Source organism: Mesorhizobium sp. M0676 (assembly GCF_040320535.1).
Taxonomy (GTDB): domain Bacteria; phylum Pseudomonadota; class Alphaproteobacteria; order Rhizobiales; family Rhizobiaceae; genus Mesorhizobium.
In genome coordinates this window covers 338,266-349,536 of sequence record NZ_JAMYPU010000001.1, presented here as the reverse complement: position 1 = coordinate 349,536, position 11,271 = coordinate 338,266, and the positions used below count along the sequence as shown (strand labels likewise).

The 11,271-nt window shown below is 63.3% G+C and carries 11 protein-coding genes; 6 read left to right on the top strand and 5 right to left on the bottom strand.

The genetic code is table 11. The features are described 5' to 3' along the window. The first annotated feature begins 350 nt into the window (after positions 1-350). Positions 351-794 carry an SRPBCC family protein gene (locus NKI35_RS01695; protein WP_023714108.1) on the top strand — a complete coding sequence of 148 codons (444 nt, stop codon included), beginning with the start codon at positions 351-353 and terminating at the stop codon, positions 792-794. Between the two features lie 70 nt (positions 795-864). Here the strand turns inward: NKI35_RS01695 and NKI35_RS01690 are convergent, their stop codons facing one another. The 3 genes from NKI35_RS01690 to NKI35_RS01680 all read right to left on the bottom strand — a co-directional run bounded on the left by NKI35_RS01690 (position 865) and on the right by NKI35_RS01680 (position 4,239). Next, on the bottom strand, positions 865-1,830 hold the full coding sequence (locus NKI35_RS01690; RefSeq protein ID WP_023714109.1) for a hypothetical protein: 966 nt from the start codon (positions 1,828-1,830) through the stop codon (positions 865-867). A gap of 128 nt (positions 1,831-1,958) precedes the next feature. Beyond that, the gene (locus NKI35_RS01685) at positions 1,959-3,461 is read right to left on the bottom strand and encodes a helicase HerA domain-containing protein (RefSeq protein ID WP_352738198.1); all 1,503 of its coding nucleotides are present in this window, start codon (positions 3,459-3,461) and stop codon (positions 1,959-1,961) included. 136 nt (positions 3,462-3,597) lie between these two features. Next, positions 3,598-4,239 carry a glutathione S-transferase family protein gene (locus NKI35_RS01680; protein WP_023710834.1) on the bottom strand — a complete coding sequence of 214 codons (642 nt, stop codon included), beginning with the start codon at positions 4,237-4,239 and terminating at the stop codon, positions 3,598-3,600. Positions 4,240-4,385: 146 nt separating this feature from the next. Here NKI35_RS01680 and NKI35_RS01675 point away from each other — a divergent pair, with 146 nt between their 5' ends. Next, positions 4,386-4,616, top strand: a complete 231-nt coding sequence (locus tag NKI35_RS01675) for a hypothetical protein (RefSeq protein ID WP_023669703.1) — start codon at positions 4,386-4,388, stop codon at positions 4,614-4,616. A gap of 132 nt (positions 4,617-4,748) precedes the next feature. On the opposite strand, the gene NKI35_RS01670 is transcribed toward NKI35_RS01675, so the two are convergent. Then, the gene (locus NKI35_RS01670) at positions 4,749-5,234 is read right to left on the bottom strand and encodes a hypothetical protein (RefSeq protein WP_023686540.1); all 486 of its coding nucleotides are present in this window, start codon (positions 5,232-5,234) and stop codon (positions 4,749-4,751) included. Positions 5,235-5,409: 175 nt separating this feature from the next. Here NKI35_RS01670 and NKI35_RS01665 point away from each other — a divergent pair, with 175 nt between their 5' ends. Together NKI35_RS01665 and NKI35_RS01660 are read left to right on the top strand one after the other, a co-directional pair. Then, positions 5,410-5,775, top strand: a complete 366-nt coding sequence (locus tag NKI35_RS01665) for a RidA family protein (protein ID WP_023683098.1) — start codon at positions 5,410-5,412, stop codon at positions 5,773-5,775. A 105-nt stretch (positions 5,776-5,880) separates the two neighbouring features. Next, positions 5,881-7,107: an amidohydrolase/deacetylase family metallohydrolase gene (locus NKI35_RS01660; RefSeq protein WP_352738195.1), complete on the top strand. Its 1,227-nt coding sequence runs from the start codon at positions 5,881-5,883 to the stop codon at positions 7,105-7,107. A gap of 82 nt (positions 7,108-7,189) precedes the next feature. Here the strand turns inward: NKI35_RS01660 and NKI35_RS01655 are convergent, their stop codons facing one another. Next, positions 7,190-9,052 (bottom strand): flavin-containing monooxygenase, encoded by a 1,863-nt coding sequence (locus tag NKI35_RS01655; RefSeq protein ID WP_352738193.1) that lies wholly within the window; start codon positions 9,050-9,052, stop codon positions 7,190-7,192. Between the two features lie 402 nt (positions 9,053-9,454). On the opposite strand from NKI35_RS01655, the gene NKI35_RS01650 reads away from it, so the two are divergent. Both NKI35_RS01650 and kdpA read left to right on the top strand, forming a co-directional pair. Then, positions 9,455-9,544 carry a K(+)-transporting ATPase subunit F gene (locus NKI35_RS01650; protein WP_023669708.1) on the top strand — a complete coding sequence of 30 codons (90 nt, stop codon included), beginning with the start codon at positions 9,455-9,457 and terminating at the stop codon, positions 9,542-9,544. Positions 9,545-9,562: 18 nt separating this feature from the next. After that, a complete protein-coding gene (gene kdpA / locus NKI35_RS01645) occupies positions 9,563-11,266 on the top strand; it encodes a potassium-transporting ATPase subunit KdpA (protein ID WP_023699137.1) in 1,704 nt (567 codons plus the stop codon). Positions 11,267-11,271: the final 5 nt, after the last annotated feature.

Here is an 11,271-nt window from a genome sequence, read left to right as displayed (position 1 = left end):
TCTTAAATTGATCCGTCGTTCCAGGGAATCATTCTATAGTACACCAAGGAGATCGTCGTCCGTCATTTAATAGATAATGCCGAAGGCGTTAAGCCGATCCTAATACAACTTTGTAGGAGAGACTTACAATTTTAATAAATTGTGAGATCCGCGCCGAAAAGTTAAGCAATCTGTCAATGATGCATGCAAATTTGACGCGACACGGCCGCCTGCCTGAGGCGGCGGTCGAAGTCGTGGGCGGATGGCCGCCGGCAAAGGGCTCAAGAAAATTTGACAGGCTGTGTCGGACCGGGTGAGGTTCACCCGTCCTTGGGGCATCGAACAACGAAACCACAAAGGATACCGAAGAGATGCCAAGCACCGTACGTTTGCACCGCGTTCTGACGACCAGCCCGGAGAAGGTCTACCGCGCATTCATAGAAGCCGACGCGCTGGCGAAATGGCTTCCGCCGAACGGCTTCACTTGCACGGTACACAGCTTCGACGCGAAAGTCGGTGGCGCCTTCAAGATGTCGTTCCGAAACTTCACGACGGGCGGCAGCCATTCCTTCGGCGGCGAATATCTCGAACTCGTTCCCGGCGAGCGCCTGCGCTACACCGACAGGTTCGACGACCCCAATTTGCCCGGCCAGATCGAAGTGACCGTGCTCCTGAAGAAAGTGTCGGTCGGCACGGAACTCGACATCACGCAGGCCGGCATTCCGGACGTTATTCCGGCCGAAGCCTGCTATCTCGGCTGGCAGGAGTCGCTGCGCAATCTGGCAAAGCTCGTCGAACCCGAGATCAATCAGTAGAGCCCATCGGATCGGCGGCGCCGCCCAGCCAGTCCGCGCCGCCGACAATGCCGAGCCGAGGACTCATCCCTCACGGCCCGGTGCAGATCGGCAACGGTTGTGGCGGCGGTGGCGGGTTGTCCTTGGCGTATTGCGCGATGATCGGCTCAAGGCTCTTTCGCGGCCAGAATTTCGGCTTGCCGATCTCCTTCAGGCAGGACGCATTCCAATAGGCGCCCGATTTACCAACGGCGGCGATGTCGCGCGATTCCGGGTAGATATAGAGCGTCGTCGGATTGCTCTTCACCATCGAAATGATCTGGTCGGCGTCGGACGGCGACCAGCTGGTGCAGCCATTGCTGCGGCCGCCGGCGTAATCCACCAGCTTGCCGTATGGGACGAAGCCGTCATGGTCGGCATAGGAGCTGTTCGGGTTCTTGCGCAGGCACATGCCGCGCAACAGCCGCGCCGCGTGGCCGCCGATCACCCGCTGCCTGGCATTCGCCGTCTCGCCCTCGCCGTCGAACTGGATGAAGGTGCGCAGCAGCGCCTGGTCCTTTTTTGCGCCGATGCGGTAAAAACCCTTGAATGAGGTCTTTGCCTCGCCGGTCATATAGGCGCCGCCGGTCGTCAAGGACGAGTCCAGCGCATTGCCGAAGTTTTTCGCGCAGCGCTTCCCGTTGGAGAAATCGACCACGCCCTTCAGATTGCGGCCGCCGCCATGGCCCGACGAGATCGCCCTGAACGACTGCTTGGCCTCGCAAATGACGTAGTAGCGCCGCCCCAGCACGCCATTGCCGAGATCGCCGGGGCGCGTCGCATCCATGGCGAAATAGCAGCCATTGTGGACCGCGCCTTGCGCGACCTTCTTCAGGTAAAGCGCGCGCGCCCGCTCCAGCACCACTTGCGAAATCTCGCCGTCGTCATTGCCGACGTGGGCCTGCAGCCACGCCGGCAAATCGGAGGACGCGGCAAAAGACCGGGCAGACATCGTCAAGGCAATGCCGGCGATGGCGAGGAGGCCAAAGACAAAGACAGCCAGAGATTTCAACCGCACCGGACAACCCTCCCGCCCGAACCGTTCTGCGATTCTCGGAAACCCATCATAAATCGTCGCGCGCCGATCGGCGAAACACATCTTGTTCAGAACCGCGCAAGCAAGTCAGGTAGCTGCCTGTTCGCCTTTCACAGCGCCAGGCTGCCCTGTTCCGCCTCCGCGGCATTGGGGTCGCCCGGCGCCGTCGCCCAGGCGAGCTCGACCAGCGTCACCGTGCGGCGGCCGGTGCCGTCGAGCTGGCAGACGATGAGGCCCTGCTCCTCGATATAGGTGAGCAGCCGCCGGGCGCGCCGCAGCGAATGCGAGCCGTAGGCGCGCGCGATCGCCGCGTCGCTCGGGCACGGCCAGCCCTCCTTGGCGGCGCGGGCGATCATCATGAACACGCCCTGCATGTCCTCGGGCAGCAGCGAGGCGCGCACGGAAACGTCCTGCCAGGCGTCATCGCCTGCCATGTCGGCGCCGAGCCCGGCGCGGGCGCGCGTCAGCATGCGACGGAATTCTGAGAGGTCCGGCACCACCGAAGCGAGGCCTTCGATGCGGCAGCGGACGACGAACTCCTGATAAAGCACGCCGATGACGCGGAAACCCGCATCGGGCTGCGCCAGGATGGCGCGCAGGACACGGTCCACCCGCTCTCGCCGCTCGGCCATATCCTCGGCGCTTACCGCCGGTTCCGCAGGTTCGGGGCGGATGTCCAGCGCCGCCGATTTGGCCGCCATCAGCTGGTCGAGCAGCTCCGGCGACGCCATCCGGCGCGGCGCGCGGATCGTCTCGGGCGGCGGCGCCGCCAGGATGATGGCGCGTGCGTCTTCAAGCGCTGTTTCCGGCATTGCCATCAGCCGCGGCGTACCGTTGCGCGGGCTGGTCTCGGTCTGGCCGATGCGCACGCCGAGCGGGCGGCGCGACAGCGCCGGTCCCAACGCCATGAAGTGCCCGCGCTCCAGGTCTCGAAACGCCTCGGCCTGACGCCGTTCCATGCCCAGAAGGTCGGCGGCGCGCGCCATGTCGATATCGAGGAAGGTACGGCCCATGAGGAAGTTGGAGGCCTCCGCCGCAACATTCTTGGCGAGCTTTGCCAGCCGCTGCGTGGCGATGATGCCGGCAAGGCCACGCTTGCGGCCGCGGCACATCAGATTGGTCATGGCGCCGAGCGAGAGCTTTCGCGCCTCGTCGGACACTTCGCCGGCCACGGCGGGCGCGAACAGCTGCGCTTCGTCGACCACCACCAGCATCGGATACCAATGCTCGCGGGCAACCTCGAACAATCCGCCGAGAAAGGCAGCGGCGCGCCGCATCTGGTTCTCGGCATCGAGCCCTTCGAGATTGAGCACCGTGGAGACGCGGTGGATGCGCGCCCGCTCGCCGGCTGCTTGCAGGCCACGCTCCGTATGCTCCTCGGCATCGATGACCAGATGGCCGTAATGGTCGCCCAGCGAGACGAAATCGCCTTCCGGGTCGATGATGGTCTGCTGCACCCAGGGCGCGCTCTGCTCCAGGAGCCGGCGCAAAAGGTGCGATTTGCCGGAGCCGGAATTGCCTTGCACCAGAAGCCGGGTCGCCAGCAGCTCCTCAAGGTCGAGCGCCGCCGGCGCACCCGCCGTCGTCTGTCCCATCTCGATGGCTACGGTCATGTCACGACTCTCCTTGCGGACAGGGCTTATCAACCCGGCCGCGAGCCGTCGAGCGCGCCATGGCAACTCGCCCGCTGTTCCACACCTATGCTGCCAAAGCGCCACACATCAGCCCATCTGCCCATAGGAAGGCACATCAAGCGGAGTTGACCGGCGGCAGAAGCGGCGCTTCCAGCCCGTCGAAGGGATCGCGCCAGGCATCGATGGCTTCGAGCCGGCGATACCAACCCAGAACAGAGGGATAGTCCGCCAGCGGCAGGCCGGCTGCATCGTTGAACGGCAAAAACGTCGCCATGCGGAAATCGGCATAGGAGAGCGACTTGCCCACAAGCCATGGCCGCTTGGCGAGCTCCGCCTCGAGAATCGCTGCCGCGATGCGGAACTCCGCCAGCCCCTCCTCGACCTTGCCCTGGTCGACGGGCCCAATCCCGTAGCGCTGCTTGGTTCCGCGCTCGAAATGCACGGTGTCGCAGGCCCGCACGAAATTTTCCTTGCCCCAGCTTAGCCAGCGGATCATGTCGGGTTGGTCGCCGCCGCCGCGCCAGAAATCCGAACCCGCTTCGCGCGACAGAAGGCAGGCTATGGCGTCGGCTTCCCACAGGCTGCCGCCCGGCCATGCCAATATCGGCAGGGTAAGATTGGGATTGAGCTGACGAAACCGCTCAGCCTGCCCGGGCGCCATGGGTGCCGCAAACTCACACTCGACCTTGGCCTGCAGATGACGTGCAGTTGCAACCGCGAGGCGCGGATTGGGATTGCGGCTGAAGTACAGTTTCATGTCCGGTCCTGGATGCTGTGGGCTCGATCCTATCAAACACGCAACCGTGCCCTCCAGGCAATCTGGTCGGACCACGATTCCGCTGGCACACGCCGTCGTTCGGCGTATTATTTCCTTCGGGAGAGGGTTCTTGGCAGGAGGAAGCCATGAACGTAGTGCCGAGCGTACCTGTCATCGACGTGACAACCCAGAACCTTGTTTCCTCTGCGCTTTCCAGATTCCGCGCCGGCGATACCGTCTCGACTAGAGCGGCGCTCGACGCCATCCGCCGCATGGATCCAACCTGTGTCGACAGCGACGACGATCTCGTCGAACTCGTGGTCATGGCGGCAATTGGTAAGACCATGGCGGTCGTGTTCGACCACCGCTCCCGCTAGCCCTGTTGGACGAACCTGTGCCGTTCAACTCGCTTGAGCTCGAGTGAGTTCGGTTGGCGAGCTTTTACAACTGCAGCCCGGGAGGCGCACGTCTTCGTGCGCGAAGGCCGGCGGTAGCATAAGCGGCAAGACTCAGATCCCCAAGGGATGTGGCATGTAGCCGACGAAGCCGCCGATCTTCCAGTGGCCCGCCACCTTCCTGCAAAAATACAGCGTCTGCCATTTCAGCTTGTCGACGCTGCCATCGGCCTTGGCCACCGAGCCGTTGAACTTCTTGTGCAGCACGGCCCGGTCGCCATCGACGTCGATGTCGCGCATGTTGGTGACGCGAAACAGCGCCTCGCGCAGCGGCTCGGCGAATTCGGTCGCCGCCGTCTCCTTGGCCTGGCGCAGCCATTCGTCGCGATAGACGGCAAGGCTCGGGAATTGCAGACGCCAGGCGTCGGCATCGCTGAGGAAATGCGCATGCATGCCGAAGAAGCTGTCGGCGAGGAAATCATCCTCGACCATCGACCAGTCCTGACCGATAAAGGCGTCGATGTCGCGCCGCACCAGCATTTCCCAGAGCGCGTGACGATCGGCATCGCCCTCTGGAAACGGGTTCTTGTCGAAGGTCATTGAAATCTCCTGTCGGGAAAATGCGACGCGCAAGATGCTGGCGAGCCTGCGATAAAGCAACACGCGTTTGGAAAAATGTTGCATTCCAAAAAGCCCCCTATGAGGATCACCGGGACAGGCGTAGAGCGGTCGGCGAAAACGGGGCGCGGCCCGCCATTCTGAACAGGAGTTTCCCTTGCCCAAAGAGTGTTTTGGAACATCCCACGTGCCGCTGTCGCCGGCCGTGCGCGCCGGGGATTTCGTCTACATCTCAGGTCAGGTGCCGGTCGACGGCGACCGCATTGTGGTCAAGGGCGGCATTACCGAGCAGACCGAGCAGGTGCTGCAGAATGTGAAGGCAGCACTGGCGCTGGCCGGCTGCACCATGGACGATGTCGTCAAGACCACGGTCTGGCTCGAGGACGCGCGCGACTTCGGCGCCTTCAATGCCGTCTACGCCAAGCACTTCCCGAAAAATCCGCCGGCCCGCACCACGGTCGAATCGCGGCTGATGATCGACATCAAGATCGAGGTCGAAGCCGTCGCTTACCGGCCGGTTTGACCAGTCGGGGCATGATCCCGAAAAGTGGAAACCGGTTTTCTCGGACAAACGGAAACCGTTTTGTCCAAAGATCATGCCCCGAAACAAAGAGAGAGGCAGGCGCCGATGCAGTTCGATCTCCTGATCAAGGGCGGCCGCCTGATCGATCCGGCCTCGGGCCTGGACGCGCCGCGCGATGTCGCCGTTGCGGGCGGACGCATCGTGGCCATCGAGGCGGCGATCGATGCCGAGCACGCCACCAAGATAGTCGACGCTCGTGATTGCATTGTCACGCCCGGCCTCATCGACCTGCACAGCCATGTCTATTGGGGCGGCACCTCGCTGGGCGTCGACGCCGACCGGCTGGCGGCCAAGAGCGGAACCACCACCTTCATCGATGCCGGCAGCGCCGGCGCCGGCAATTTTCTGGGCTTTCACCGCCATGTCATCGAGCGCTCGAAGGTGCGTATTCTCGCCTACGTCAACATCTCCTTTGCCGGCATATTCGGCTTCTCACAAAGCGTCTCGGTCGGCGAATGCAGCGATCTCAGGCTCTGCGAGCCACGCGAGACGGTGGCTGCGGTGCGCGAGCACGCCGATGTCGTCGTTGGCGTAAAAGTGCGCTCCGGTAAGCATGCCGGCGGCGCCAGCGGCATCGCGCCGGTCGATCTCGCGCTGGAAGCCGCCGACCAGGCCGGCCTGCCGCTGATGGCGCATATTGACGAACCGCCGCCCGGCCGCTCCGAAGTGCTGCCGCGGCTGCGCCGCGGCGACATCCTCACCCATTGTTTTCGGCCATTCCCCAATGCGCCGGTGTTCGCTTCCGGCGCGGTGCGGCCGGACATGCGGCTGGCCCGCGAACGCGGCGTCATCTTCGACATCGGCCACGGCATGGGATCGTTCGACTTCGCCGTGGCGAAAGCGATGCTGGCCGAAGGCCTCGCGCCCGACGTCATCTCCAGCGACGTGCATCTCTATTGCGTCGACGGTCCGGCCTTCGACATACTGGTCTGCATGTCGAAGCTAATGGCGCTGGGCATGCCGCTGGTCGAGGTGCTGCGCGCCGCCACGCAAAGGCCAGCCGAGGCGATCGCCAGGCCGGAGCTTGGGACGCTGAAAGTTGGCGGTGTCGGCGATGTCGCGGTGCTGAGACTGCGCCCCGGGCGCTTTACCTTCGTCGATGCGGTCGGTGCGGCGCTGATCGCGGATCAGCGGCTGGTCTCAGAAGGCATTGTTATCGGCGGTGTCTGGTGGCCGAACGAGGCGCCCGACCACAACGAGACCGAGCGCTTCGAGCCGCATGCGGCACATACGCATGTCGAGGTCGCGGCACGGCATTTCGGGCGTGGATAATCTCCCTCCTTGAGGGGGAGATGGCCGGCAGGCCAGAGGGGGTCGGTTCGACCGGACGCAAGCTCCTCGCGGCAGCTGGAGGTCAGCGCTCCACGCGCGGCGACCCCCTCTGTCGCCTTCGGCGACATCTCCCCCTCAAGGGGGGAGGAGATCGCTCGCGCCCTGCGTTACTAACCGCCCCAAACACCGGCGTCGCAATCCCTTCCATCCGCGCCTTGATCTGCAGCGCCACATATTTCGAGTAAAACCGCGACAGCGCCAGATTGCCGCCGTGGAACCACAGCGCGTCCTGCGCCGTCGGCTTCCACATGTTGCGCAATTCGCCTTGCCAAGGACCGGGATCGCCCTTGACGCCGGAGCCGAGGCCCCAGCATGGCCCGACCTTGTCGGCGACCTCGCGCGAGACGATGGCTGCCACCGTCTCGTTCATCGACTGGTAGCCGGTGCAGGCGACGATTGCATCGACCGCCAGCTCGCTGCCGTCGTCGAAGGCAATGCCGGTCGGCGTCAATGATTTGATGCCGACGGCACTCTTCACTTTGATCTCGCCATTGATGATCAGTTCGCAGGCGCCGACATCGATGTAGTAGCCGGAGCCGGTGCGGTAGGCCTTCATCAACAGCCCGGTCTCGTCCTCCCCGAAATCGATGGCGAAGCCGGCGGCGCGCAGCCGGTCGTAGAAGGACGCATCGCGCGCCTTGATCACCTCGTAAAGATCTCGCTGGCCCTTGGGCACCAGCGCGAACGGCGTGGACGCGACGATCAGGTCGGCCTTGTCGGTGCTGATGCCGCGCGCCAAAGCCTTTTCCGAGAAGATCTCGAAGCCGACTTCCATCAGAGTGTCGGATTTCACCACTGTCGTCGGCGAGCGCTGGATCATGGTGACATCGGCGCCGCTCTCCCAGAGATCGACGCTGACATCGTGCCCGGAGCTTGCCGCGCCGATGACCGCGACCTTTTTGCCGCGGAATTTCTCGCCGCTGGCATACTGGCTGGAGTGCAGCAGCTCGCCCTTGAAGGTCTCGGCGCCGGGCAACGCGATCTGCCGCGGCGGGCCATAGGCGCCGGTGGCAAAGACAATGTGCCTAGGCTTCAGCGTGATATACCGGCCGACGCGGTCGACCACCACAGTCCACACCTTCTCGGCCTCGTCATAGCTGGCGCTGACGCATTTGGTGGCGACCCAGTAGTTGAGCTCCATCACCCTGACATACATCTCCAGCCAGTCGCCCATCTTGTCCTTGGGCGTGAACACCGGCCAGTTCTCCGGGAACGGAATGTAGGGCAGATGGTCGTACCAGACCGGATCGTGCAGCACGAGCGAGCGATAACGGTTGCGCCAGGAATCGCCGGGGCGCGCATTTTTCTCTATGATGATTGTGGGCACACCGAGCTGCCTCAGCCGCGCGCCGAGCATGATGCCGCCCTGCCCGCCGCCAATGACCAGGCAATAGGGCTGCTCAGTGGCGCCGAGATCGCGCGTCTCGCGCGCCCGCGCCTCCGCCCATGTCTCGCGTGCAGGGTCGGCCTTGTGGCGGATGCCGAGCGGCCGCGCCGGTCCCTTTTGCTCCTCGAACCCTTTGAGCTCCCGCACCGCCGTGAACAAGGTCCGGCAGCGGCCATCCATGAGGCGCACAATCCCTTCGCCCCGCGCGACAGACGTCTCGAAGGTGAACCAGGCCTCGACGGTGCCCTCATCCGAGGTCGCCTCGCCGGACAGCGTCCAGTGTGAGGGCTTCGCTTCCGCCAGCGTCGCTTGCAGCATGTCGCGGATCTCATCGCGGCCTTCCATCGTGGTGATGTTCCAGGTGAAAGCCAGCAGATCGCGCCAGTAGCAATCCTCGACGAACAGGTTGGCGGCCGCCTCGGCGTCATCAGCTTCCAGCGCCCGTGCAAGCGCGCAAAGCCATGTCGCCGCCTGTTTCGATGGTGCCATGTCGAGCATCTGTTTTTCCCTCACTTTGCGTTCCCATTGTTTCGAAAGACGGAGCCGCCGCAAGAGGGGTCGCGATATCATGGCGTCGGTTTCTGGCGGCCCGGAACGGAGCCATCTCCCGGAAATCTTTATAGGAATTTTATATCTTTCCTCCCGGCCCCGTCTCGAACCTTTATGGCGATCGGGTCCATATTCCATCTCGAGCAAAACGCTGCGGACGCCGTGACCCCAGAGTTACGGCGGGCCGTTCTCATGGAATTTCTGGCTCGCCAATCGCTGGCGCCAAATACAAGCAGAAGCAAGGACCAACACACATGGACATTGTCGTCATCGGGATCGAGGTTTTGTTCTTCGGTCTTTCCCTCGCCTACATCAAAGCTTGCGACGCTCTTTAAGCAGAAGGATCGCACCATGCTTGTCGATTACATCCTCGGTGGCGGCGTGACCTTGTTCCTGCTCGTCTACCTGACATACGCCCTCGTTCGCCCAGAACGCTTCTGAAGCAAGGCACGGAAAGCCATGACACTCAACGGATGGATACAGATCCTGGTTTATTGCGGGATCGTCGTTTTGCTGGTGAAGCCGCTCGGCGGCTACATGTACCGCGTCTTCAATGGCGATCGCACCTTTCTCTCGCCCATACTCGGGCCCGTTGAGCGCGGCCTCTACCGCATTTCGGGAACCAGCGAGCGCGAGGAGCAGCACTGGACGACCTACGCGGCAGGAATCATCTTCTTCAGCCTTGCCAGCTTCCTGGTGCTGTACTTTCTGCAACGCCTGCAGGGCGTCCTGCCTTACAATCCGGCCGGGATGGCATCGGTCGAACCCAATCTCGCCTTCAACACTGCCGTCAGCTTCGTCACCAACACCAACTGGCAGAATTACGGCGGCGAAAGCACGTTGTCCTACCTCGTGCAGATGGCCGGCCTGACCGTGCAGAACTTCATGTCGGCCGCCGTGGGCATTGCCATCGCGGTGGCGCTGATCCGCGGCTTCGCCCGCGCCTCGGCCAAATCGATCGGCAATTTCTGGGTCGATATGACCCGCTGCACGCTCTACATCCTGCTGCCGCTCAGCATCGTGCTCACCCTTGTCTATGTCTGGCTCGGCATGCCGCAGACGCTGGGGCCGTATGTCGATGCCACCACGCTCGAAGGCGCCAAGCAGACGCTCGCCCTTGGGCCCGTCGCCTCGCAGGTTGCCATCAAGATGCTCGGCACCAATGGCGGCGGCTTCTTCAACGCCAATGCCGCGCATCCTTTCGAAAACCCCGACGCCATCTCCAACATGATCCAGATGGTGACGATCTTCGCGCTGGGTGCTGCACTCACCAACGTCTTCGGCCGCATGGTCGGCAACCAGCGCCAGGGCTGGGCGATCCTGGCCACGATGGGTGTGCTGTTCATCGCTGGCGTCGTTATCTGCTACTGGGCGGAAGCCGCGGGCAATCCGCTGGTCCATGCGCTGGGCGTCGACGGCGCCAACATGGAAGGCAAGGAGAGCCGCTTCGGCATTGCCGCTTCGGCCCTATTCGCCGTCATCACCACGGCTGCGAGCTGCGGTGCGGTGAACGCCATGCATGACTCGTTCACAGCACTTGGCGGCCTGGTCCCGATGCTCAACATGCAGCTCGGCGAAGTCATCGTCGGCGGCGTCGGCGCCGGCTTCTACGGCATCGTCATGTTCATCGTCATCACCGTGTTCGTCGCCGGCCTGATGGTTGGCCGCACGCCCGAATATCTCGGCAAGAAGATCGAGGCCAAGGAGGTCAAGATGGCAATGCTCGCCATCCTCGCTCTGCCGTTGGTCATGCTGGTCTTCACGGCAATAGCGGTCGTGCTGCCAAGCGCCGTCGCCTCGATGGCCAATGGCGGTCCGCATGGCTTCTCCGAGGTTCTTTATGCCTACACTTCGGCGGCGGCCAACAACGGCTCGGCCTTTGGCGGCCTTTCCGGCAACACGCCCTGGTACAACATCACGCTCGGCATCTCCATGTGGGTGGGTCGCTTTTTCGTCATCATTCCAGCGCTTGCCATTGCCGGCTCGCTAGCGACGAAGAAGACGGTTCCGGCTTCCGCCGGCACCTTCCCGACCGACGGCCCGCTGTTCGTCGGCCTGCTCGTCGGCGTCATCCTGATCGTCGTCGGCCTGACCTTCTTCCCGGCACTGGCGATCGGACCGATCGTCGAGCACCTAGCTGCCATCAACGGCCAGACATTCTGAGGCTT

Coding starts and splice junctions, on each gene's coding strand:
- NKI35_RS01695 (WP_023714108.1), top strand. CDS start 351: ATGCCAAGCACCGTACGTTTGCACCGCGTTCTGACGACCAGCCCGGAG.
- NKI35_RS01685 (WP_352738198.1), bottom strand. CDS start 3,461: ATGACCGTAGCCATCGAGATGGGACAGACGACGGCGGGTGCGCCGGCG.
- NKI35_RS01680 (WP_023710834.1), bottom strand. CDS start 4,239: ATGAAACTGTACTTCAGCCGCAATCCCAATCCGCGCCTCGCGGTTGCA.
- NKI35_RS01675 (WP_023669703.1), top strand. CDS start 4,386: ATGAACGTAGTGCCGAGCGTACCTGTCATCGACGTGACAACCCAGAAC.
- NKI35_RS01670 (WP_023686540.1), bottom strand. CDS start 5,234: ATGACCTTCGACAAGAACCCGTTTCCAGAGGGCGATGCCGATCGTCAC.
- NKI35_RS01660 (WP_352738195.1), top strand. CDS start 5,881: ATGCAGTTCGATCTCCTGATCAAGGGCGGCCGCCTGATCGATCCGGCC.
- NKI35_RS01655 (WP_352738193.1), bottom strand. CDS start 9,052: ATGCTCGACATGGCACCATCGAAACAGGCGGCGACATGGCTTTGCGCG.
- NKI35_RS01650 (WP_023669708.1), top strand. CDS start 9,455: ATGCTTGTCGATTACATCCTCGGTGGCGGCGTGACCTTGTTCCTGCTC.
- kdpA (WP_023699137.1), top strand. CDS start 9,563: ATGACACTCAACGGATGGATACAGATCCTGGTTTATTGCGGGATCGTC.